The sequence below is a fragment of the Halobacillus shinanisalinarum genome (assembly GCF_022919835.1).
Classification (GTDB): domain Bacteria; phylum Bacillota; class Bacilli; order Bacillales; family Halobacillaceae; genus Halobacillus_A; species Halobacillus_A shinanisalinarum.
This window is the reverse complement of sequence record NZ_CP095074.1, coordinates 3,637,373-3,660,137: the sequence shown is the minus strand read 5'-3', so window position 1 is coordinate 3,660,137 and position 22,765 is coordinate 3,637,373. Positions and strand designations below refer to the sequence as shown.

The 22,765-nt window shown below is 41.3% G+C and carries 20 protein-coding genes and 3 pseudogenes; 4 read left to right on the top strand and 19 right to left on the bottom strand.

Going from position 1 to position 22,765, the window contains the following annotated elements:
• Positions 1 to 399: 399 nt before the first annotated feature.
• On the bottom strand, positions 400 to 771 hold the full coding sequence (locus tag MUO14_RS18055; RefSeq protein ID WP_244751965.1) for a DUF5392 family protein: 372 nt from the start codon (positions 769 to 771) through the stop codon (positions 400 to 402).
• A 616-nt stretch (positions 772 to 1,387) separates the two neighbouring features.
• Here MUO14_RS18055 and MUO14_RS18050 point away from each other — a divergent pair.
• From MUO14_RS18050 to MUO14_RS18045, 3 genes are read left to right on the top strand one after another with little or no spacing between them, the layout of a single operon-like run.
• On the top strand, positions 1,388 to 1,999 hold the full coding sequence (locus tag MUO14_RS18050) for a DUF8189 domain-containing protein (RefSeq protein ID WP_244751964.1): 612 nt from the start codon (positions 1,388 to 1,390) through the stop codon (positions 1,997 to 1,999).
• The gene (locus MUO14_RS24860; protein WP_396265716.1) at positions 1,906 to 2,226 is read left to right on the top strand and encodes a DUF8189 domain-containing protein; all 321 of its coding nucleotides are present in this window, start codon (positions 1,906 to 1,908) and stop codon (positions 2,224 to 2,226) included. The genes MUO14_RS18050 and MUO14_RS24860 overlap by 94 nt, the downstream gene beginning before the upstream one ends.
• Positions 2,202 to 2,594, top strand: a complete 393-nt coding sequence (locus MUO14_RS18045) for a DUF346 domain-containing protein (RefSeq protein WP_244751963.1) — start codon at positions 2,202 to 2,204, stop codon at positions 2,592 to 2,594. Before MUO14_RS24860 ends, MUO14_RS18045 begins: the two co-directional genes overlap by 25 nt.
• Before the next feature lie 171 nt (positions 2,595 to 2,765).
• Here the strand turns inward: MUO14_RS18045 and MUO14_RS18040 are convergent.
• The 7 genes and pseudogenes from MUO14_RS18040 to MUO14_RS18010 form a co-directional block, all read right to left on the bottom strand.
• Positions 2,766 to 3,197: pseudogene (locus MUO14_RS18040) on the bottom strand (HAD-IA family hydrolase); the annotation flags it as partial.
• Between the two features lie 51 nt (positions 3,198 to 3,248).
• A complete protein-coding gene (locus tag MUO14_RS18035) occupies positions 3,249 to 4,622 on the bottom strand; it encodes an amino acid permease (protein ID WP_244755655.1) in 1,374 nt (457 codons plus the stop codon).
• 241 nt (positions 4,623 to 4,863) lie between these two features.
• Positions 4,864 to 6,552, bottom strand: a complete 1,689-nt coding sequence (locus MUO14_RS18030; RefSeq protein ID WP_244751962.1) for a M20/M25/M40 family metallo-hydrolase — start codon at positions 6,550 to 6,552, stop codon at positions 4,864 to 4,866.
• Positions 6,553 to 6,585: 33 nt separating this feature from the next.
• On the bottom strand, positions 6,586 to 7,347 hold the full coding sequence (locus tag MUO14_RS18025; protein WP_244751961.1) for a dimethylarginine dimethylaminohydrolase family protein: 762 nt from the start codon (positions 7,345 to 7,347) through the stop codon (positions 6,586 to 6,588).
• A 30-nt stretch (positions 7,348 to 7,377) separates the two neighbouring features.
• Positions 7,378 to 8,247, bottom strand: a complete 870-nt coding sequence (locus MUO14_RS18020; RefSeq protein WP_244751960.1) for a dimethylarginine dimethylaminohydrolase family protein — start codon at positions 8,245 to 8,247, stop codon at positions 7,378 to 7,380.
• A gap of 32 nt (positions 8,248 to 8,279) precedes the next feature.
• Positions 8,280 to 8,528, bottom strand: a pseudogene (locus tag MUO14_RS18015) (M20/M25/M40 family metallo-hydrolase); the annotation flags it as partial.
• Positions 8,529 to 8,590: 62 nt separating this feature from the next.
• On the bottom strand, positions 8,591 to 9,055 hold the full coding sequence (locus MUO14_RS18010) for a hypothetical protein (protein WP_244751958.1): 465 nt from the start codon (positions 9,053 to 9,055) through the stop codon (positions 8,591 to 8,593).
• 331 nt (positions 9,056 to 9,386) lie between these two features.
• On the opposite strand from MUO14_RS18010, the gene MUO14_RS18005 reads away from it, so the two are divergent.
• The gene (locus MUO14_RS18005) at positions 9,387 to 10,145 is read left to right on the top strand and encodes an IclR family transcriptional regulator (RefSeq protein ID WP_244751957.1); all 759 of its coding nucleotides are present in this window, start codon (positions 9,387 to 9,389) and stop codon (positions 10,143 to 10,145) included.
• An 843-nt stretch (positions 10,146 to 10,988) separates the two neighbouring features.
• Here the strand turns inward: MUO14_RS18005 and rraA are convergent.
• The 11 genes and pseudogenes from rraA to MUO14_RS17950 form a co-directional block, all read right to left on the bottom strand.
• Positions 10,989 to 11,468, bottom strand: coding sequence for a ribonuclease E activity regulator RraA (rraA, locus tag MUO14_RS18000; RefSeq protein ID WP_244751956.1), 480 nt, complete (start codon positions 11,466 to 11,468; stop codon positions 10,989 to 10,991).
• Positions 11,469 to 11,831: 363 nt separating this feature from the next.
• A complete protein-coding gene (locus MUO14_RS17995; RefSeq protein ID WP_244751955.1) occupies positions 11,832 to 12,047 on the bottom strand; it encodes an AEC family transporter in 216 nt (71 codons plus the stop codon).
• Complete coding sequence (locus MUO14_RS17990) at positions 12,044 to 12,385, bottom strand: AEC family transporter (protein WP_244751954.1); 342 nt, start codon at positions 12,383 to 12,385, stop codon at positions 12,044 to 12,046. The genes MUO14_RS17995 and MUO14_RS17990 overlap by 4 nt, the downstream gene beginning before the upstream one ends.
• A 480-nt stretch (positions 12,386 to 12,865) precedes the next feature.
• Positions 12,866 to 13,729 carry a MurR/RpiR family transcriptional regulator gene (locus MUO14_RS17985; RefSeq protein ID WP_244751953.1) on the bottom strand — a complete coding sequence of 288 codons (864 nt, stop codon included), beginning with the start codon at positions 13,727 to 13,729 and terminating at the stop codon, positions 12,866 to 12,868.
• Entirely contained in the window at positions 13,729 to 14,631 is a 903-nt protein-coding gene (locus MUO14_RS17980; RefSeq protein ID WP_244751952.1) for an ROK family protein, read from the bottom strand. The genes MUO14_RS17985 and MUO14_RS17980 overlap by 1 nt, the downstream gene beginning before the upstream one ends.
• A gap of 61 nt (positions 14,632 to 14,692) precedes the next feature.
• The gene (locus MUO14_RS17975; RefSeq protein WP_244751951.1) at positions 14,693 to 16,378 is read right to left on the bottom strand and encodes an FAD-binding protein; all 1,686 of its coding nucleotides are present in this window, start codon (positions 16,376 to 16,378) and stop codon (positions 14,693 to 14,695) included.
• 9 nt (positions 16,379 to 16,387) lie between these two features.
• Positions 16,388 to 17,911, bottom strand: coding sequence for a sodium:solute symporter family protein (locus MUO14_RS17970; protein ID WP_244751950.1), 1,524 nt, complete (start codon positions 17,909 to 17,911; stop codon positions 16,388 to 16,390).
• A gap of 24 nt (positions 17,912 to 17,935) precedes the next feature.
• Entirely contained in the window at positions 17,936 to 18,802 is an 867-nt protein-coding gene (locus MUO14_RS17965) for an N-acetylneuraminate lyase (protein ID WP_244751949.1), read from the bottom strand.
• Between the two features lie 13 nt (positions 18,803 to 18,815).
• A complete protein-coding gene (locus MUO14_RS17960) occupies positions 18,816 to 19,502 on the bottom strand; it encodes an N-acetylmannosamine-6-phosphate 2-epimerase (RefSeq protein ID WP_244751948.1) in 687 nt (228 codons plus the stop codon).
• Between the two features lie 262 nt (positions 19,503 to 19,764).
• On the bottom strand, positions 19,765 to 21,030 hold the full coding sequence (locus MUO14_RS17955) for a SulP family inorganic anion transporter (RefSeq protein ID WP_244751947.1): 1,266 nt from the start codon (positions 21,028 to 21,030) through the stop codon (positions 19,765 to 19,767).
• A gap of 422 nt (positions 21,031 to 21,452) precedes the next feature.
• A pseudogene (locus MUO14_RS17950) lies at positions 21,453 to 22,762 on the bottom strand (aspartate aminotransferase family protein).
• Positions 22,763 to 22,765 lie beyond the last annotated feature (3 nt).

Genomic DNA, 22,765 nt, shown 5'->3' with positions numbered 1-22,765 from the left:
AGCCGTTGGTTAAATGAAAAATGGTTTCAACGTAAATTTTAGGTTCCCCTTCTTTCAAGCCTAATTACTTCGCTTCATCCTTTTTAAGCTTATCGGAACGAAGATATAAATCCGAAAACCTACCTTAACCCTAGGAAAAGAATCATGGTTCACTCTGAAGAAGGACTGCGCTAAGAGAAATCATTAAGATACAGTCGAAATACAACGTTAAGAACCTATGAAAAAGCCCAATCTCTCTTAGTTTATAAAGAGAAATTGGGCTTTTATATTTCCTTTAGATTCCAGTGAAAAACAGGCTTGATCATCTTGTTCCTACTGTACTGTAGTTCACTGCTTGTTATTGAACTCTACTTGCTTTATCCTCTTCTTCCAAGAACTTAATGAAATAGTTCAACATTTTCAAGGGTTATCCTTTATTTGAGAAATATATTCCTCTTTACTTTGATCTGAAATAAGATGACTCTTCTGAATACGTTCGATGATATAATCCGTACTTCGTTTCTTCATTTCTTTTCTCTGAAGCCTTGCCTCTTTATAAAGTGCCATACCGACTGCCCCAATAAGCGCATAGAAGCCTATTGTAAACATCGAGCTCATATGACTCGGAACAATAAAGACTAAACTAAACAGATTAATGACGGAAATGGCTATTAATAGGAAAGAACCTAACGTATATTTAGACACTTTTTTCATCGTTGGCAAGATGAGTTCCTGTATTTGCTTCAGCTCTCTATTTACAAAATTCGGCATATCTATCTTTGAAAAATTCATAAAATCCCTTCCTTTATTTTAGTAAATGATCATTTTCTCAGGACGATTTATAAACGAGTTCTTGCATTCATAATTATTATCTATTTGGATGAGTTATTACATTGAATTGTTCCTTTTGAAGAATATCAAGATAATTTGGCTTCTTGCATAATTCTACATTTACACCTTGTTTTCGCAAATTAGCAGCCATCCGCTTCATTTTTTCCAGAGATAATTTATATACTTTCAATTTGACACCTCTCCATTTTGGTCATTTTTTCTATTAAAAAAAGCGAGACCTTTGCCACTGATAGGCAAAGGTCTCGCTAAACAATTGCTTGTTAATAAAGCCGATGGTGTTAACCATGTAATGACGACTTTATTTTGGAATTGGTACAACCAACTCCAACGCTACTCCCCTTCAAAAAGTCACCAAATGATAAACGGCAACTTTTGAACATACACTTATATAATTAAGTTAGGTTTCAATTTAATTTTGTACTTCTATCTTATCACAACTATTGCAATTTCACAAAGCATAGACCATCACAGGCAACCTGCCTATGCAGCTAAAAGTATTCCCACTTTCGCCCAAAGCTGCATATACTGTCTCTGTATAATTAGAGGAGGTATGTAGATGTTTAGACACTCACAACAGCCACCCCCATTCATTCCGGCCCAATACCACGATCACCCCAATAACTATGTTCGGCAACGGCCAAATGTACAGGAGGTTATGCAAATCCTCCGTACGCAGCACAACAACTTGTATGCGCAGCTAGAGCAAGCAGGTATGAACCGTGGCATTATTGATTATGTATTTTCCCTTGCTGTCAGCTTTACCCTTAACCAAGCCAACACCAATCAAACGGCCAGCCAAATCTACAATCAATTCCAAAATCGCGTTCCCTGGCTTAATTTTTTCTTCAGGCAATATAATATTTCACCGAATGTCACCCAGCAAATTTTAACACGTGTCATTCAAATCACCTTGGATGCCATTGGAAATGGTGGAGGTCAACCACAACCTGGTCCGAACTGGTCAGAGTGGGAAAGCTTAGGAGGAATCTTAACTTCCGGTCCCGCGGCAGCTTCATGGCAGCCAAATCGTCTTGACGTCTTTGCCAGGGGCACTGGAGATCGTCTGTATCACAAATGGTGGAACGGCCGCCAATGGAGCGACTGGGAGAATCTTGGCGGTACCTTAACCTCATCACCAGCAGCCGTTTCCTGGGACCTAACCGAATAGATGTGTTTGCTAGGGGAACCGATGACAGCCTCTATCATAAATGGTGGAATGGAAACCAGTGGAGCGATTGGGAAAGCCTCGGAGGCACCTTAACCAGTGCACCTGCTGTTTCTTCACGCCGTTCAAACCAGCTTGACGTCTTTGTTAGAGGAACAAATCAGAGACTTTATAAGAAAACATGGAACGGTTCTCAATGGGAAGAATGGGAAGACCTTGGGGCTCTCTAACTTCAGCGCCAGCCGCTGTTTCCTGGGGACCTAACCGAATTGACGTCTTTGCCAGGGGGCAAAATAAAGATTTAATTCACAAATGGTGGAACGGTTCCACTTGGAGCAACTGGGAAAGCCTTGGAGGAACCCTGACATCAGGCCCAGCTGTTTCTTCCACACGTCCAAACCAATTGCAAGTATTCGTTCGAGGAACAAACCGAAACCTTTATCTAAAAACATGGAATGGCTCCAGTTGGTCTAATTGGCAAAACCTTGGAGGGTCACTGAACTCTGAGCCGGCAGCGGTGTCCTGGGGACCAAACCGTACCGATGTATTTGCTAGAGGAAATAATCAAAACCTGATCCACTTATATCGCGGGCAATAATTTAAAAAAATGAGGGTAGCTGTCTTTTCTCACCCGAACGAAACAGCTACCCGGATTTTGTGCCGGGACTTTTTAAACACTCTTCGCCCTCCCTTAAAAGGGAAAGGAACTTAACCTAATAACTTAAGGCTTCTGACTTCCTTTCTAATTCCATCGCCCGGTAAAAACAGACTAAATCTGAATCTCTTTAACTAGTTGACTTAATCGAGCTTCATCCATAGAAGACAGACGATGTTCCACCTCACAAAAGGAAAGTCCATTGGTTACTTCATTAGGAACAATCACACAAGACATCCCCGCCTTTTTCGCTGCCAAAGCACCATTGGATGAATCCTCGAATACTAGGCACTCTTCAGGTTCTACATGTAAAGCCTCGGCTGCCTTCAAATAAAGAGCTGGGTCAGGTTTCACTTTTTCCACATCATCGGCTGTTTTAATACATTGGAATTCATCAAAGATTCCCAAGTTCTTTAAATGGGTAGACACCCATTGATAATGAGAGCTTGAGGCCAGACCAACTCTTAATCCCATTTCCTTTGACTCGCTTAAATAATCCTCTACCCCTGGCCTGCATGCCATCGTTTTCAAACGTTCCCGGAAGCGGTTGTCTGTCTCTCTTTTAAGCAGCGGCCTATCTTAGCAGATATTTTCTTGTCATTTTACATACCGAGATTCACCCTCACTTGTCTTTTGATTTTTCTCTCTCCCATGTTTTAAGTAATAATAAAGATAACAAGCACCAATAAATCCTGCCCCTACAAATAACCCTAATCGTTGGTCAGGATAAAATAATGGCAAAGTGAGTATGACCCCACAAACAGCTAGAGCAAAAAGTGGAAAAAATGGATAAAGGGGGACAGAAAATTTTAAATCATCTACTTTTCCACCTTCTCTCAGAAAGTGCTTTCGAAACTTATATTGTGAAAAAACAATGCCCATCCACGTAATAGTAACGGCAATTCCTGCAACCGAGGTTAACAGAATGTACACTGTGTTTGCTGCCATGAAACTTGTCAACAAAGACAACAGGGAGAAAACCATAGTCAATAACAAAGCGTTTAAAGGTACTTTCCGTTTTGTTAGTTTACCAAAAACACGAGGAACTAAATTTTCATGTGAAAAAACCCATAAAAGTCGTGTTGAAGCATAAAGACAAGAGTTACCGACGGAAAGAATTGCAATCAAGACAACAAAGTTCATAACACTTGCTGCGTAAGGAATACCCACGGCTTCAAGCACTGTAACAAATGGACTTTCAAGCACCCCCAGTTCTTTATAAGAAAATATTGCTGTTAACACTAATGTGGTCGCAATATAGAAAAAGAAAATGCGGAAAACGACATTTCGAATGGCTTTTGGGATATCTTTTTCAGGATTTTCACTTTCTCCCGCTGCAATCCCAATCAGTTCGCTACCTTGGTAAGAAAATACGACATTGAGCATTGTTATAAAAACGGCTGCTAATCCTTCCGGAAATAATCCAAACTCGGTAAAATTTGAAGAAAGAGGTGCAGCCCTGCCTTCCATAGAGATGAAACCAAAAATGGCCCCTCCACCAATGATAATGAAGAGAATCACAGCAAGAACCTTCATACCGGCAAACCAGTATTCCGATTCAGCAAATGCTTTAGTTGTCAGGGCGTTTAATAAAAAAAGAGCAACGATGAATAGAGCACACCATATCCAGACAGGTGTATTCGGGAACCACTGTTGCATTAAAATACCCGAAGCTGTAAATTCAACACCGGCAGTCACAGCCGAACCTATAAAGTAAACCATTCCAATGGTAAATCCTGATGCCGGACCAATATAATTTTTTGCGTACGTATGAAAAGAACCGGTAACTGGCAAATAAACAGCTAATTCCCCAAGACACACCATAACCAAATAAAGTATAAGCCCGCCAAACAGGTAAGCTAAAAGGGCTCCGCCTGGTCCTGCCTGGTTGATGACATAACCAGAATTCAAAAATAAACCTGTCCCAATGACCCCGCCTAATGACAGCATAAATAGATGCCTGCTTTTCATAGTACGCCGTAATTTTTCATTGTGACCAGCCTCTGATTTCACTTTTCCACGCTCCTAACAGAAAATGGTTTTACCAACTGATAACACTACGATCCACATAAGATTGGAGAAGTTAAACAAGTAGGCCGCCCATGCCCATCTCAATCAGGGCATTAAAATTCTATAACCAAATGTATTATGGAAAGCTCTACTGAAGGTACGATCCGTTAATTTTCTCCAGCCAAATTGGGATTCTATTTACTTATTTCGAGATAAAAGGTGAGTCTATGTTTTGGCGTTCGTTTAGAAACCTTTTTGTAGTTTTCCGTATTAATTCAGGCAATGTTACAAAAGAATATGGTTTATACACGCGTTCAGACCACTTATGCCCGTCTTTTCCATAAACGCCCATATTGATGGAAGGGATATCGAACTGCCTGATTGCATCGAATGGGATCCGGTAGAGCTGCTCCCATTCAGGCATGTTATCTAGTAAAGAAGACAGTTGTTCTTCCGTTTCATGAATGGAAAGAAAGCTCCCATCCGCTAAATAAGGGAAAAACTTCTTCACAGAAAATATCTCTCCTGTCTCCGCTTCCATTTCTGCCAAAATACTTGTTAAAGACATTTGGATTTGACGATCCCTGTCATTGTCATTCTTTAAAAAGTTATGAGGCAGAAAAGGTGGAGCAAAAAAGAGAATGACTCTGGCTTGCTCCCTCGTATCAGCTTCCCTTAAGGCTCTGACAATTAAAAAACACAGTTCCCTTAATTCTAATCTCGGGTTTTCATCTAGTACGCTTTCAATGATCGATCGGGTTTCGATTCCTCGCTTTTCAAGCTCTTTTACATACTGTTCATATGTCGATACTTCAATATTCCAAGAAAGTTTGCGTTCAGGTAAGGAAGTAATCATCGAATAGTGGTTGTATTGTTGTTGGAAATACTGTTCCACATGTTCACATATTTTCTCTGTTTCCTTTACTAAAAGAGAAAGAACATCTTCAGGAGTAGATTCGTAAATAAAATAATTAAAATAAAGACGGCTGCTTGCTGCTGTCTGTACCGTGTACCTTTCTTTTGTATCACGTTGTTGCAGACAAGTTGGAGGTAATACCTGTTCCCCGGGAATCTTTTCAGTAAGTTGGTAGTTATTATGAAGACGCTCTGTTAGTTTCGCCGCAATATAGTTAGGGTCGATTCCAGCCAGCGTATCCCCTACATGCACTTCTCTTCCGAATATCGAGAAGGACGGGAGTAGTTTTCCAGCTGTTCCCGTATAAATATACTTTTGCTGATCTCCATCATATAGAGGGGTGACGAAATCTGTATTAATGGCAAGAACATATTCTAGGTTTCTCCCCTCCTTCAACCTTTGTAATTCACTTAGGGCTGACGTAATCCCACGATGCTCACTTTCCTCATCTCCATTAATGACGAGCAAGATGTTTCCTGGCAGCTCTTCTTGATGTTCCGAGAAATAAAGTACGTTTGCAATGTGAACGGCGGCGCCGCTTTTCATATCGAGAGCGCCCCTCCCAAACATCCAGTTTCCCGATTGAGCGTCACCACGAACCTCTTCACGAGAAGCATACGAACGATAATAGTGAAGCAGAGAGCCAGGAGAGAAGGCTTGCTCTTTCAAAAAGCCGAAGTCTTCAATCCCCACTGTGTCGATATGGGCGTGATACAAAATCGTTTTTTTTGATTGAGTATGCCCGCCTACATAAGCGAACAGATTCACGCGTCCTAACGGGTCTTGCGGTACTTTTTGTAACCACACATGAGAAGGATGCTTTTGAAAGTAAGGAAAACCACGTAATATCTGATAGATTTCCTCTACGACTTCAATCTCTCCATAGGTACCATTAATGCTGTTGATTCCTACTAAACGTTCTGTAATCTGTTCGACTTGATCTTTTGTAGGTAAAGAACGAATTTGTTCATACATCTGACATCCCTCCTCTTGTCGTAATCGGTCAAGTTAAAAACGAAGTGAAAGGCAGCTCAAGCCACCATCCTGCTTTTGAAATTCTGACATAGGTACCTCTATTGTTTTAAAGCCGGCCTTGTTTATTTTTTTCTTTGTTTTTGGGAATCCCTCAGGAACAATGACGAAATCGTTCACTCGTATGCAGTTCGCTGTATATTCTTCTTCAGGAGGCACAATGATTTTTTCATATTGATTGAAATCAGGATGATCGATGAATTCCCCTGCAGCCACGATTGTGTGATTGCCCAAGTAGGAAATACCTGTTTTTAAATGGAAGAATTCTTGCAAAGGAATAATGCTCCCTTGATAGCCATAGAATTCTACGATTTCTTGAAGTTGCCTGGCTCCTTCCTCGTTTGTACGATCTGAGAGGCCTATATAAAAGTGATCCTCGATTTGTAATACGTCGCCTCCATCGAGCTTGCCTGGTTCTTCAAGGAAATGGATATCGGAATAATACTCTCGCAAAACAGATTCCATTTCTTTAATTTCCCCATTTCTCGGATCAGCTCCCGGATTGGTGATCACTGCAAATTTCGAAGTGAGGACAGCTGTATCTTCGACGAATGTAGAATCAGGAAATTCTTCATGTGAAGGAAGTTCTCGAACGCTAACACCACATTGTTTCAGTGCCTCTACATAGGCCCCATGCTGAGAAAGCGTTGTATCATAATCAGGTGACCCTAATTCACTCGTTGTTAATCCCTCTACATAGCTGTTACCGGGTTTCTTGACGATTAATTGTTTGAACATCTTCTTCTCCTCCTTGGTTTTATTGCTTTACTAGCCACGGATTACAGGGGCAGTCAAACAGGTAGGACCGCCTGTTCCTTTGTAAGAGATCTCATCCCCCGCATAGGTGTAAACCACCGTTCCGGCTTCTTCTAATTTCCGCTTCGTTTCTTCATTATTTTCAGGAATAATGCACACTCGAGGAGCAAGGGCCAATACGTTGCAACCTAACGTCAGGTACTCCCGCTTTGGTATTTCGATGAGTGATATGCCTCTATTTAGTAAAAGTTGTCTAAAAAACACGGGCATCAATGGGGAATACACGACGGCCAGATCTCGATCCACGATACTAATCAAAGACATGAGGTGCAGACACTCTTCTTCCCCCTGGTCATGGGGCAGCGGTACGATGACAAAATCATCTACCAAATGATTAAGAAGCTCCTTTAATTGGTGGATGCCCTCATCGTTCGTGCGATAGCCACGCCCAATAGCTAGCGTGCGGTCATCTAACCAGACAAGATCTCCTCCATCCGCCATCGCCCCTCCGGTAAGTTCTCCTAGGATAGGGAGATTATTTTTTTGTAAAAAGTGTTTATATTCCTTCGTCTCTGGTTGTCTTGATGCTTTACCAGATCGTAAAAGAACCGCCCCTTCACTTGTGAATTTGACAGGGTCATGGGCATACAAGGAATCAATCCCCGTTTGTTCGGATGCAGGTAGATAGTTAATCTCATCTACGTGTTTTTTCAAAATACCCAAGAATTGTTCATACTCTTCTATCGCTCTCTCATAATGTGGTTCTTCGATATAATGGAAGGATTTCCACTGGTCTTTCAACTGATTTTGACTCAAAAACGCTTCCTTTGGATGTTTGACGATCACTCGCCGAAGAGGCTCATACATTGTTTGAGCACACATTTCCCTCTCCCCTTTTCTTATGACCTTTCGCTTTATAGCACCCCAACTCGTTCCGCAAGTTTCACATAATAATCCACCCCATATTGCAGTGCTTTTTCATCAATCTTGAAATTCGAGTGATGCAACGGGTACACTTTCCCGAGACGTTCATGATGAACACCGATAAATTGCATAGAAGCCGGAACAGCTTCAGAGAAGGAGGAAAAGTCTTCCGTCCCAAACATCGGATCTTCCACCTCAATTAAGCCCTCCTGACCGCATACTGCTTCCACTGCTTCTCTGGAAAAAGCAACAGCCCGTCAACTGTCAGTTCCGGTGTGGAAGCATCTCCCCCCCTGCCCAACTACTTTGATGACAAAATCTTCGGCAGCCGCACATAAAACCCCTTCCCGAATGCAAATGGTTCCCGTCTCTTCATATGGAGTGAACTTTTCTTTACTCCCAAACGAGCTGCCACGTATTTTACCAGGGAATCAATTGCTCCCGTCGCTTGCATAATGCCAAGAGCTCCACCGAATAAGAACACAAAGAGAATGATAGAAGCCCCTTCAATCATTCCTAAATGAAAACTGGTAAACATGTCTAATAAGCCGACAGGGGTAGACTCTACAAACTCAAAGGAATTCGGATCAACTTCAGTCCGATTGCCTGTCTCAATGCGTTCATATTGGCCAGCCGGCACAATGTAAGTCAACATCGTAACCGTAACAATAACTATAAACATGAGCACAAAAGGATTGATGCCTTTCAGCTTAGTTTCCTTTCCTTCCTCAGGGCTATCACTTTTCCGTTCTGATAAAGCATTCAATAGAAAAACCTCCATAGGATGGATTTTTGACTTATACCTCATGCTTTCAAAAGGATCTGCTTACAGGATACAAATGTAGAAAATGCACCCAAGAACAATAATTATTTATCTAACAAATTCAAATAACACCTCTATTTTCCGTATAACGGAAACTATTTCTGTATAAAGGAAAACTTTCAATCATTATAAATAACGGAATATCTGTTGTCAATATTTTTCGAAAACTCAGACTTCCGATTTACTACACTTTTCATCCTGGAATCCATAAGATCAGTCATTTTGACCAAAAGGGAACGTTATCAGTATAATAACCATAAAGGCAGGTGCTGACATGCAATCAATCGACCGATCAATGAAGGTTATTCAGCTATTTATGGAAAAAGGGACGAATCAATTTTTTTCAATTTCTGAATTGGCGAAGGAGTGTGAACTGCCTGTCAGTTCAATGCACCGTTTACTTCAAGCCATGATAAAACATCGAATGATTCAACAAGATACAGACCGAAAACTGTATGGCCTAGGTTCTATTTGGCTCGAATACGGTTTGAAAGCCTACGACACGATGGATTACATAAGTATGATTCGACCAGAACTTGAATCATTAATGAAAGCCGTTGAAGCTAGTGTCTATTTAAATAAACCGGTAGGAAATGAATCAATCATCACCGAACGCATCGATTGTATTCACCAAACGATTCGTGTCCACGATCAACTTGGACTCAGGTCTCCCTTATATAAAGGAGCAGCGAATCTAGTCATCCTTGCTTACATGTCTCCACTACAAAGTGAAAAGGTGTTGGATTCAGAATTGATAAATGAAGATAAAACGAAGATCATAAACGGGCTTGAGAAAATACGGAGAAAAGGTTATGAAGTTACAGATGAGCAAACATCAGGTATAACTACTGTAGCTGCTCCTATCCTGAATCGTTTTAAAGAAGTGGAAGGATCGATCAGTATCCGTGTTGTGAGTTTCCATTTAGATGAAGAGAAACTTGATCACATTATCAAGAATGTCTTGCAAACGGCCCGTGTCATCTCGGGCAAAATGGGATATCCCAATGGACATGATAGGAACTTTGTTTTTTAGTCTCGAATGAGTCTTTTCTAAACTCGGCAAACAAAGAGCCCCAAAGGAGTGATCATTCTCCTCTGGGGCTTAAACGTTTACAAGAATAAAGGGATAGAACGATAAAGCATAAAAAAATGATCTTTGGGTTGATTTTGTAAGCGTTTTCAATTATGATGGTATAAGGTTGGACAACATAAGTGGTTGTTAAGGTGTTCAGCGTAGGCGGTGCTGGCACCAAAATTAATAAAATATTTATCTTTATGGCACTATAATAAGATAATGAATAGAGAAGGAGAAGTTATATACCATTAAGTTTCCAGGGGAGGTCACTAATGAAAGTATCCTTACTTCCCTTCTCTATTCTGATAATCTTAGCAGAAAGTCTGTTAAGGTTAAAGGTAATCTTGCGAAAAATTATGAAATTCAGTATTTTTTGCTTTTTTTTCAAGTTCCCTTTTCTGAATATGTCCGTGTAAAGTAGGTTTTCTAATTTCTGATACAGAAAAAGGAAATCTATTTTTAGTCGAAACATAAACATACGTGAACATCACATTTACGTTTTGAGCTATGTCAGGTTAGATCTGATTGATGATTTATAGCTTTTCCAACTTCCATCACAAATAAAACCACAAACGGTGTACATTTGTGGTTTTGTCTAGACCTTGGATCATTTTTTAATACGTTTAGAACTCTTCGTTTATTAATGCTGCATTCAGCTTATTTCTCCTGTTTAACGTAAATTCTCTCTCAACCTCAACCAATTAAAATGTCTTTACGGCCTCATCATATTTTTAAATTAAAATCAGCCTTTTTAATTGGGCGATTTTCATAAACACACCAATCTCTCCCCAGGCTGTCTACTCACATTAATGGATTTTCAGAAATCAATATCCCATCTTCATCTGCATAAAGATGAAAACCAGGTTCTATGTTTACTCCTGCGAATTGTACAGGAATATTTTCTTGGCCTTTTCCTTGTTTGTTGCTTTTTAATGGGTTTGTACCTATTGCAAAAACCCCTATGTCCATTTCGTTAATCTGGGCGCTATCCCTTATGCACCCATAAACAATAATACCAGATAGTTGTCGAGTAACTGCTATGTGTGCCAAGTTGTCACCAAGAAGTGCACACTTGCGGGAGCCGCCTCCGTCAACAACTAATATGCTTCCTTCAGGTATGCTTTGCAACGCTTTTTTCACAAGTACATTATCCTCGTAAACCTTAACAGTATGAATAGGTCCAGAAAAGGATTTTACTTTCCCGAATAATTTAAACACTGAATCCGCTACCTGAACTTTTTCACGGTGAATATCACAAATATCTGCAGTTTGAACGCTCATCGATATTCATTCCTCCAATCAATCTTTATAATTGTTCCCAATGCAATGTTTGGGTTGAGCCATTAGTAGAATGAGAAATCCTCGACCATTAACTGTTAACATGATTGTATTGTAACAATTAAAAAAATTCAACTCTGTTATATAAATAAAGATACACCTTCAAACTTCCCTTTAGCTTGAGGTGTTATATAGCAAAAGATGGATGATGATTTATATGATATGCTCTTTTTTTATCAAGTATAAATATTGCATTTAAGTTATATATTTATTCGACAATCGATAAAACTTCTTTATTGTAATAGGTTGATGATCAAACTCGGAGACTGTATTATTTTCTTATGCAATCTTTTTGAATATTTGGTTTCAAAAAAAACTGGTTACAAGGACTACAATTGGGATCGTTATTATACTTAATAATGTAGTACATAATGTAACAGAACTCACAGATTGAGCTTCTGTCTTAAACTGAATCGCATACATTGTCGTGTTTGCGGCAGTAGGCGTCGCGGCCATAATAATCATAATTTGCTTAGTTAAAGAATCAATTGGCATCCACCAAACAATAAGTGCTGCAATCACAGGTGCTGCCAGCAACTTAACAACAATGCTGTCGATAGCTTTTTATAGTTAACTGAAGCGACCTTTATGTTCGCAAGTTGCATTCCTAAAGTGATCATGATTAATGGAATGGCTGCATCAGCTATTAAATCGACTCCTTCTTTCACACCTCCAAGAGAGATGCCTGACAAATGAAACACTAAACCCAGAATCGCCCCATAAACCATAGGCATTTTTCTAACAGAACTAATAGCTGTTTTGAATCCGTTTGAACTTTCGCCACCTTTTGCAGCATAGTACACTCCTAAAGTGCTCATTAGAAGCTGGTGCAAGACCATGAGTACAATTGCTGTTTCCATTCCCACTGTACCAAAAAGAAAGAGCACAAGTGGGGTACCATAGTTCCCATTATTCATAAATGCACAGGAAAGAATAAGACCACAACGTTCTGATTCTGTATATCTCCAAAGACGAAAAATATCGGTATTAAAATGGATATAAAGGACATGATTGCCCCCTTTACTTATATATACATACCTACCTCTCTTAATACATCATAATGTTTTTACCTATAATCTATTGTAAGCGTCACCATAAATGCAAGGAAAAATTATATTTTTTGACTTTTAGGTGTTTTTAGCTCGTAACTTGGTATCACTTCTTATTTAAACTTCCTCCCACTGTATAAACGCCATGGAGAATAAGTTGTCATATAAAAAAGCCTGCCATTTGAGATCTTCTCAAATGACAAGCTTCATAAATTAACTTCTTCTCCTAAAACTATTACCGGTAACACATCTATAAAGGCAGGTACCAAACATCAATATATTCCACCGACCTTAATACAACTTGCTCGCTATATTCTCCGTAATCTCCATTTTAACTTTCTCAGCCTCACCATAATTTTTCACCGTCAGCCCCGTACAAATTAAATCAATCAAAAATAGCTGCGTAATTTTCGATACCAATGACCCACTGTCCAAAGGGCTTTCCTTTGCTGACGAAAGTAAAATATGGTCTGCAAATTTTGTTAGTGGTGATTTCGTGTAATTGCTTAAAGCGATGATCGTGGCTTTTTTCTCTTTCGCTATTTTCACAGTGTCGATAATATCCTTGGTACTTCCGGTCAAACTGATGGCAATGACTACTGTGTTTTCATTCATGGAGGAAGCCCTCATGAGCTGGAAGTGAGGGTCTGTCACGACACTGACATGTTTGCCAATTCGCATTAATCGGTTTTGCATGTCAAGTCCTGCAATGCCTGAGGAACCAATTCCAAACACGACGACATCATCCGATGCATCGATGGCATCAACTGCCGCATTCAATCCTTCGGTATCTACAATGTCATAAGAGTCCTCGACAGCTTCAACGATATTATTTCTAATCTTTTCAATAAATGTCTCATCACTATTAGGATCAGACTCTAAAGATACTTCTTGGGCAAATAAGAACTTGAAGTCTTGAAATCCTTTGAATCCGAGCTTACGGAAAAAACGTAACACTGTTGCTTCTGCTACCTCACTAGCTTCTGATAATTCCGTTAATGAATGATAGATCACCTGTTGCTTATTGGCTTGGATGTAGGTATAGATTTTATTTTCGGACTTCGTGAAAATCTGTTTATTTTGCTCCATCAATATAGAAGGTTTAATTCCATTTCGCTGCTGTTTCTCCACCTGTCCCCCTGCTCCTTTCTCCATTATTGGGTCATCAAATAATGCTTGGCTGCCCCCAATAAATTCGCTTTGTTATCATGCTCAGCTAGTTTTACTTGTAAAGAACGCCGATGGTTCGGCATCGTCTTCGGCAAAAGGGAGTCTTGAATCGCTCGTTGCAAAAAGTCTCCCTGTGCTGTAACCCCGCCGCCAATGACAATTAACTCTGGGTTAAATATATGAACAAGCGAGCGCAACCCTATTGTCATATCCTCAATCCAGCTGTCGAAAATCTCCACGGCTAGAGCGTCTCCCTGCTTAGCCGCTGCAAAAAATTCTTTCAGATCAACTTCGTATCCAAACGCTGTCGTCACCATTTCTGCCAACGCTGAACTTGAAGCATAGTTTTCAAAACACCCCTGATTGCCGCACGTACATGGTTTGCCATGAGGATAAAGGTTGATGTGCCCGAGTTCCCCTGCTGAAAAATGGGAGCCTGTATACAGTTTACCATGTAAGAATAATGCACCACCAATGCCTGTTCCAATCGTGACACATAGGAAGTCATCTACACCAACAGCCGCCCCTTTCCAATACTCTCCAAGTGCTGTACAGTTCACGTCATTTTCCACCTTCACCGGCAATCCTGTATGGTTGCTTACTATTTCTGCAACCGGGGTTCCTGTATAATTAGGAATGTTATCCGTTGCAAATACAACCGTTCCGCTTATGCTGTCGATCTGTCCCGCTGAACTAATGGCAATCCCATTGATTTCATAGTCCCCGATTAGCTCATCACCTAGTTTATTCACTTTATTTATAACCTCTACTCCTCCAAGGTAAGCTTCGGTTGGAACAGCGTCTTTGTACAAAATATCCCCTACCTCATTAACTACTCCATACTTGATCGAGGTCCCACCAATATCGAATACACCAAGCAGCTTCATTGTCTTCTCCTTTCTCGCAAAAAGAGAAAAACCCTTATCTAAGGTTTTTCTCTAATAAACTCTAGTTATTTAAAAAGTCAAACGCCATCGATTGATTTTGCTTTTGGAATACAAATAATCGTTTATTGTATTGCGGGTTTTCAGAAGGGTAATCCTCCCGATAATGAGCTCCGCGACTTTCTTTTCGCTCAAGCATAGCCTGAAGTAAAACCTGTGATAGTTTAATAAAATTCCTTGCCTTGATAGCCAGCTTTCGCGAATGCTGCTGTTCGATCAATTTTGCAAAAGGAAAGGCGGCTTCCAACCCTTTAATCTCTTCAAGCGCTTCCATTAATTGTTGCTCGGATCGGACAACATTTCCACTATACCACATGATCTCTTTGATTTGATCAATCATCTGATTAACATTGGTTTCCCCTGCCTGCACGGCTGCCGTACCAGATCGAAGGGTTTGCAAAAACTCATTAGCCTCACGTTCACTTATTGAGCAACCTTCGATCGTCTGCAGATATCTTTCACAATTCTCCGCTGCACGTTTACCGAACACGAGGCAGGCTCCTGTCGAATTGCCGCCAAGTCTGTTTGCTCCTTCGATGTTGGAAGAGAGTTCTCCAATCGCGTACAATCCGTCAACTCCGGTTCGTCCATAGGTGTCGATAAACACACCTCCGTTACTGGCATGAGCAAACGGAGCAATCTTTACCTCATCTTGCGTCAGATGAACGTTTTTCTCTTTTAGCCATTCCAAATAGACGGTATAAAATTCTTCCTTATTTTCGTAAAGTTCCTCATCATATAGGAGGGTAAAGCCTCGTTCATCTTTAGTCATGATAATATTTTTCATCATAGCCATATCAAAATACTTGGATTCAAGCGAGTGAGTAAAAGGCCCATGTGTGCTTCGTATCTTTAAACATTCCTTTTTTGAAATCCCTTCTGGCAAATAACGATCAAGCAGGCTTTCTCCATGTTCATCAACAATATCTTTACAATACATCAGCGTGTGTTCCCCAAACAACGTTTTATATCGGGGAGTCGTAATGCCAGGAATAAACTGAATAAACTCCATATTGACCAACCTTGCGCCTGCTTCCAACGCCAATACGTGTCCTGATCCATCTACATCTGCCGGGTTGAGATTATGTTTATAGATACTTCCAAAACCACCTGAACCTAGAACAACAGCTTTACATTCAACGAACACAAATTGATTCTCTCCATCAAGCAAGATTGCACCTACGACCCTGTTCCCCTTTTTCATCAAAGATACCGCGACCGTTTTCTGCATCAACTTCAGTTTGTCATAATCGTTGAAAATAACGCTGACATTTTCCCGAATTCGATCCCAGTCACTTAACAAGTATATATCTCTCGGGTGATTGGCAAAACAAGCCTTTCGCTCACCAGCCAATTTCTTTGGATGAACACCGATATCTTCGTATTCCTTGACCCTCTCAGGAATTTCATTCACATATACTTCAGCCAGGTCATCTCTATGCATGCCGCGGCTTAAGTCATCTATATCCTGCAAGAAGGTCTGCTTATCGCCTTCATCCTTCGTCACTTGTGTGCCTAATGACGCTTTTAAAGGGTAGAAGCTTGAACCGGAAGCTAGCTTTGTTTTCGTTACCATTAAGACTTCATGGTTGGCCGCGGCTAGTTCTTTGCTGACTTTAATACCAGACAGTCCGCTTCCTACAACCAATACATCTGTTGTAATCTTCCTGTTGATGTTCAAAATTAACACCCACCTGCGTTACACGATTTTTTTGTTGTCCTGTTCATTTGTCTGATCGTATAAGGTAAGTTGCAAGTCTGCATCCTCAGCTTTGCTTTTTCCACTAAAGATTAAGCTAAACACATATCCGAAAACTAGAGAACAGACTAAGTTGATTAGGGAATAGGCCCATAGTGTTGTATCCGTAAAATAGGACACATAGATCGCGACGAGCGATGTAGCAATAAATCCTGCCATTGCCCCCTTCGTATTGGCCCTTTTCGTCAGAACCCCGAGTGTAAAGGTACCTCCAATAATACCTAGAACTAATCCCATTAGACCGTTGAACCACTCGTAGGCTGAGCTAATGTTAGAATAGACGAGAGCGATAGCAAAGGCAATCGACAAAATCCCAACGAGCGTCGAGACGTTTCTCGCGATTCGGGTACTTCTTTCATCATTCATCCCAGGTTTGAACACTTTTTGAATATCCAACGTCCAGCTCGTTGCCACACTATTGAGTCCAGTGGACAGCGTAGATTGGCCTGCTGCAAATAAGCCGGCAATTAATAATCCGGAAATGCCCGCTGGCAGCTCACTTACGATAAAGTTAGCAAAGATCAAATCCGAGTTACCACTCGGGATATTTCCACCCATGGTTTGCATATAAAATACATACATGGCTGTACCGATAAAGAAGAACAATGTAGCTGTACCAAGGGAAAGCACTCCATTACCGATCGTCATTTTATTCATTTGCTTCAAGTCATTCGTCGTCAAATAACGCTGCACCATATCCTGACTGGAAATATAGGAGAAGGCCGTGGACAACCCAGCACCTAAGACGATGATAAACAAGCTGTCGTTCAATAGATTAGGATCGAAGATGACTTCGTTACTAAAGAATTTATTGTCAGCGATCCCTGTTTGAACTATTTCCGAAACCCCGCCATCAACGGAGAAGATCAGAACGATCAGGGCAAAAATTCCTCCGCCAATTAAGACAACTCCTTGAATGAAGTCCGTCCAAAGCACTGATTTTATTCCGCCAAAAGAGGAATAGATGGTTGCAATGACACCCATGAAAATAATGATAGCTACGGCATGGATTCCTGTTACAGCAGATAAGGCGATCGATGGCAAATACATGATGATCGACATTCTGCCCACCTGGTAAATAATAAAGAGCGCACCTGCCAGCATACGAAGATTCTTGTCAAATCGTCTTTCCAAATACTCATAGGCCGTATCCAGATTCAAATTCCGATAAACGGGAAGAAATATAAAAATAGCGGCCGGCACTGCAATAAATAGACCTAACTGAGCAACCCAAAGCTGCCAGGAATCTGCATAGGAGTTACCGGCAAGAGATAAGAAGGAAATAGGACTGAGCAATGTTGCAAAAAGACTCACTGAGGTGACCCACCACGGAATCGTCCCATCCCCTTTAAAGAACTCCTTCCCCTTCATCCCTTTCTTAGCTACAGCCATACCGACATACAGTATAAATAATAGATAAGCAATTAAAATAACATAGTCTATCGCCGCGAAAGTTCCTGTCATGTCAACCATCCCCCTCTTGATTAGTTACAGATATTTCTCGGCAATCTGTTTAGCCTTCGATATACCATCATCCGTAAGCGATTTCATAGGTTTCCTGCATAATCCAGCGTTTACTCCTTTAAAGATTAATATTTCTTTAATCGTCTGGTAGAGACCATTGTCGAGGATTTCAGCAATCAAGTCATTGGTCACTTTTTGTACCTCTCTCGCTTCGTCTATTTGGCCACTTTGAGCTAATTCAAAAATCTGCTTCGCTCGCTTGCCATTGACATTGAAGGTACTACCAATGGCCCCATCCACATTTAAGACACTTGCGGGTAAAAGCATCTCATCAAACCCTGAATAAATCAGTTTGTCAGGAAAGGCATGCCTGATTCGTTCAAGCAAAAAGAAGTCTGGAGCCGTAAATTTCACCCCGATCACTTGTTCATGTTCAAATAGCTCACCGAACTGTTCAAGGTTCATATTTACCCCTGTTAAGGCAGGAATCGAATAAATGATTAAGTCGTTGTCTACATGTTCTAAAATGGTCGTATAGTAGTCTTTGATTTCTTCAAATTCAAATTTGTAATAGAACGGCGTCACCGCGGATATCGCATCATATCCAAGCGATGTCGCAAACTGAGCAAGCTCAATGGCTTCATCGATATTTAATGCCCCGATCTGTGCAATCAGCTTCACTTCGTCCCCAGCTTCATCTTTAACAATGTCAAAAATCTGCTTCTTCTGTTCCTTGGAAATGAGGAAGTTCTCCCCCGTACTCCCATTCACATACAACCCGTCAATCTTTGAAACATCAATATTGTGTCTAACGATCTCCCTTAACCCCTGTTCATTGACCTTTCCTTGTTCGTCAAACGAACACATGAGAGCTGAATATAATCCTTTCATCCTTATCACCCTTCTATTCATAAGTTTTTTCTTTCACAGCTTCAGCAAACTTTTCTGTAATCACTTGCGGCCGAGTAATCGCACTTCCAACGACAACGGCATGCGCCCCTGAATCAAGAGCCTGCCTAGCCTTCTCAGGTGTGTCAAAATTCCCCTCGGCAATAACCGGAATGGATAGATTCCCCACTAGCCGTTGAACTAATTCCAACGGCACGGTCCCTTTTGAATAGGAAGTGTACCCAGCAAGTGTTGGGGCTACAATATCGACCCCAGCCTCTTCTGCCTGGATCCCTTCCTCAAGGGTAGAAACATCTGCCATAAATAATTGTTCCGGGTACTTCGCCTTCACTTCAGAAAAGAACTCCAGGAAGCTCTTCCCGTCAGGCCGTTCCTGCTTCGTTGCGTCAAACGCAATAACATCCACGCCCTCCTGATAGAGTTCATCCACCTCATGAATCGTTGGTGTAATATACACATCACTTTCAGGAAAGTCCTTTTTGATAATCCCGATCATCGGAAGGTCCACTTCCTGTTTAATCGCTTGAATATCAACCACGGTATTGGCCCGAATGCCCGAAGCCCCGCCCTGTTTCGCTGCTAACGCCATCTTGCTCATGATATACGCGTCATGCAGCGGCTCATCCTCTAGAGCCTGACAGGACACAATTAACTTCTTGTTGAGTTGCTCCATAATACACATAACGAATCTCCTTACTGTTGTGGCTACAAATCATCTGTTTAGTTTTTGTAGAAAAGCGCTTTCAGTAATTGAACTATATCATCATGATTATATATTGTCAATTTAATTTTAAAAATGAAAGTAAACAAACATTTTGCAGTCTGCAAAAAAAACACCCACGTACATTTTGTACGTGGATGCTTTTACAGAGGTATTTTATTTCAAAAGTCATCTACCTTAAAAAATTTGCTGCTCCCCTTCCCGCTTCTCCATTCTCACCAAATCACGATCTCCAGCCAATTCTTTTCATCACACTAAGAAGCAAGGAAAGAACTATTCCAGTAACCAAACCTATAAATATATTAATGGTTAACGTCGTTAAGAAGGTAGTCAGAAAAGTAAGGAAATCAAGGGGTGATTGTTCCAAATATTGGGTGAACTGCTTAAAGTTGATTAAACTTGAGACAGCAGTAATGATGATGGCTGCAAGTGTGGCGTTTGGTAAATAGTAAAGTAGTGGTGTGAGGTAAAGTAAAGCGATGAGCATTAGAAGGGCTGTAACAATTAACGAAAGGTTGCTTTTTGCACCGGATTGATGGTTTACAGCTGTTCTTGAAATAGCCCCGGCTACTGGGATAGAACCAACGAATGCACTTGTTATATTTCCCATTCCTAAGCCTATTAACTCTTGATTTGAATCAAGATGTTCCTTTTCCTTGTTCGCTAATGCTTTTGCAATAGCATAGGATTCGGCAAAGGATATACATGCAATCATAAAAGCTACTGGCAACAATGATTGTAACGTATCTAGTGTGGGGATACTGATCGAGAAATTCGGTAACCCTTGAGGGATTTCTCCAACGATCTCCACACCGTTTCTGTCTAACTGAAAGTAATACACGATCATGATAGACACGATAATGACGAAAAATGGACCAACGGAAGCAGGAAATTTTCGCTTCATTACGAATAATAAAAGTAGACTCCCTAACCCGAGACTGATTGTATAGGCGTTCGCTTTCGGAAGTTTATGGAAAATATCTGAAATATACCCTATTAAACTGTGAAAAGAGGGCAGCGAAACACCTAGAATAGACTTTACCTGGTTTAAGGCTATGATAATCGCAGCGGCGGAGGTAAACCCACTAATCACAGCAGGTGAAACATAATCAAAAAGGGACCCAAGCCGAATGAGACCCATAACCAGGTGAATCACCCCGACGATCAATCCAAGAAATATAATCAGCTCTAAAAAAAGAGGAGAATTTGGTTTCGCAATACTGGAAATACTTGAAAAGGCTAAAAGCGAGACAATAGAGACTGGACCGACTGATAGATATCTTGAACTCCCAAATAACGCATAAATAAGTAGAGGGAAAATGGCCGCATATAAACCGAGAGCAATTGGCACTCCTGCAATCATGGCATAAGCCATACTCTGGGGGATTAATAATAATGCGACGACCGTACCTGCCGTTATATCTCCTGACAAATATGAAGGGTTATAGTGGATCAGTTGCTTCGTACCTGGCAATAGTTTGTACAACATCTTTTGCCTCCTCCTATACACTGTTTGTACTTGTATATTTGGTCTATTCGTTGTTTATTCAGTTTAGGACGATTTTACAAAAAAGAATTTGAGGTGACTGAATAAGCCTAATCCCTTGCAACGTACAAGGGATTAGACTTTGATTATAAACCTTGCTCTATGTCCTCATCGCAATGGGGACAGGCATGAGTTCCTTAGATGCGACGGTTGCAGAAACACCAATCAAGGCACCTAATAATCCACCTTCATCATAAAATAGTTCCGTTTGTTCATGTATGAAACTACAGGTTCCAGCCACTAACGCGGCAAAGAAGTTTTGACATATAGTTTTGATGACATACTGATAGAGGAAATTTTATCGAATGATAGCTAAAAAAACCCGCCATCACAAATGTGATGACGAGCTCGAGGATCCCATTCCTTTATCTATTCGTAACCAATTCCTTCTCATGTGCAATAACTGCTTCTTCCAAACACCTCAATCCCAGATCAATCTGCTCCCTCGTCACAATCAACGGTGGAATCATCCGAATCACGTTCGCATGCTTACCACCAAGATAAAACAAGACCCCTTTTTTAAGTGCAAGATTAAGAATAGTCATCATCCCGTCATTGTCAGGTTCGCCGGTTTCCGGGTCGACAATGTCAATCCCAATCATGAGACCCACCCCCGAACACCTCCAACGGATGAATAGTTCTCTTTAAGTGTCTTTAATCTCTCCATGGCATAAGCCCCTTGAGCTTTTGCATTGGCTAGTAATCTTTCCTCCTCGATAACATCAAGGGTGGCGAGCGCTGCGGAACATGCAATGGGATTGCCTCCAAAGGTTGTGGCGTGGCTGCCGAGTGGCCATTGGGACATGAGCTCCTTTGATGCGACGGTGGCACTGAGTGGCAGTCCGCTTGCGATCCCTTTGGCAATCGCCATGATGTCAGGTGTCACGTCGAAGGTTTGGGCAGCGAACCATTCTCCTGTACGTCCAAATCCGGTTTGAACTTCGTCAAATATAAGCAGGATGCCGTGTGCATCACAGATTTCCCTTACTTTTTTCAACCAGCCCGCCGGCGGAACGATATAACCACCTTCACCAAGAACCGGCTCAACGATTACGCAGGCCACTTCCTCAGGTGTCACCTGATGATCAAACAAGCGTTGAAAGTCGTTCTCAAGCTGCTCGATGCACTGCTCTTCAGCGTCGTTCCCACCCTTAAGTTCGGCATAAGGAAGTTGATAAGTCAGTCCATTCGGTTGTTGAAACTTGCGGTATTTACTTTTCGATGTGCTGACACTGAGGGCGCCCATCGAACGGCCGTGGAATCCTCCTGTAAATGACACAGCATACGGGCGGCCGGTTACGTGGCGGGCCAGCTTAAGCGCGCCTTCAATTGCTTCGGCGCCGCTGTTTCCATAAAAGAAACAATCCAATTTTCCGGGCAAAATATCCCCTAGGCGTTTGGACAAATCGAGAATGGATTCGTACATGATCACGCCAGACGGACCGTGGGTAAGCTGATCGGCTCCGTCCTTAATCGCCTGAACAACTTTGGGGTGGCGGTGGCCGACATTGGTCACCGCGATGCCTGACGTGAAGTCAAGATATTCTTTTCCATCTTCCCCGTAATAATAACAACCTTCCTCCTTCACGACAGGCAGGTTAGGGTGATCCTTCGCCATACTTGGCGCGAGTAAATCGGACATTTGCGGGAATAATTCCTTCAATTTATTGGACATGAT

Bases quoted from the DNA above. Each gene is read 5' to 3' on its own strand.
- MUO14_RS18055 (WP_244751965.1), bottom strand. From the start codon at position 771: ATGAATTTTTCAAAGATAGATATGCCGAATTTTGTAAATAGAGAGCTG.
- MUO14_RS18050 (WP_244751964.1), top strand. From the start codon at position 1,388: ATGTTTAGACACTCACAACAGCCACCCCCATTCATTCCGGCCCAATAC.
- MUO14_RS24860 (WP_396265716.1), top strand. From the start codon at position 1,906: ATGGTGGAACGGCCGCCAATGGAGCGACTGGGAGAATCTTGGCGGTAC.
- MUO14_RS18045 (WP_244751963.1), top strand. From the start codon at position 2,202: ATGGGAAGACCTTGGGGCTCTCTAACTTCAGCGCCAGCCGCTGTTTCC.
- MUO14_RS18035 (WP_244755655.1), bottom strand. From the start codon at position 4,622: ATGAAAAGCAGGCATCTATTTATGCTGTCATTAGGCGGGGTCATTGGG.
- MUO14_RS18030 (WP_244751962.1), bottom strand. From the start codon at position 6,552: ATGTATGAACAAATTCGTTCTTTACCTACAAAAGATCAAGTCGAACAG.
- MUO14_RS18025 (WP_244751961.1), bottom strand. From the start codon at position 7,347: ATGTTCAAACAATTAATCGTCAAGAAACCCGGTAACAGCTATGTAGAG.
- MUO14_RS18020 (WP_244751960.1), bottom strand. From the start codon at position 8,247: ATGTGTGCTCAAACAATGTATGAGCCTCTTCGGCGAGTGATCGTCAAA.
- MUO14_RS18005 (WP_244751957.1), top strand. From the start codon at position 9,387: ATGCAATCAATCGACCGATCAATGAAGGTTATTCAGCTATTTATGGAA.
- rraA (WP_244751956.1), bottom strand. From the start codon at position 11,468: ATGAGCGTTCAAACTGCAGATATTTGTGATATTCACCGTGAAAAAGTT.
- MUO14_RS17990 (WP_244751954.1), bottom strand. From the start codon at position 12,385: ATGGAAACAGCAATTGTACTCATGGTCTTGCACCAGCTTCTAATGAGC.
- MUO14_RS17985 (WP_244751953.1), bottom strand. From the start codon at position 13,729: ATGGAGAAAGGAGCAGGGGGACAGGTGGAGAAACAGCAGCGAAATGGA.
- MUO14_RS17980 (WP_244751952.1), bottom strand. From the start codon at position 14,631: ATGAAGCTGCTTGGTGTATTCGATATTGGTGGGACCTCGATCAAGTAT.
- MUO14_RS17970 (WP_244751950.1), bottom strand. From the start codon at position 17,911: ATGACAGGAACTTTCGCGGCGATAGACTATGTTATTTTAATTGCTTAT.
- MUO14_RS17965 (WP_244751949.1), bottom strand. From the start codon at position 18,802: ATGAAAGGATTATATTCAGCTCTCATGTGTTCGTTTGACGAACAAGGA.
- MUO14_RS17960 (WP_244751948.1), bottom strand. From the start codon at position 19,502: ATGTGTATTATGGAGCAACTCAACAAGAAGTTAATTGTGTCCTGTCAG.
- MUO14_RS17955 (WP_244751947.1), bottom strand. From the start codon at position 21,030: ATGTTGTACAAACTATTGCCAGGTACGAAGCAACTGATCCACTATAAC.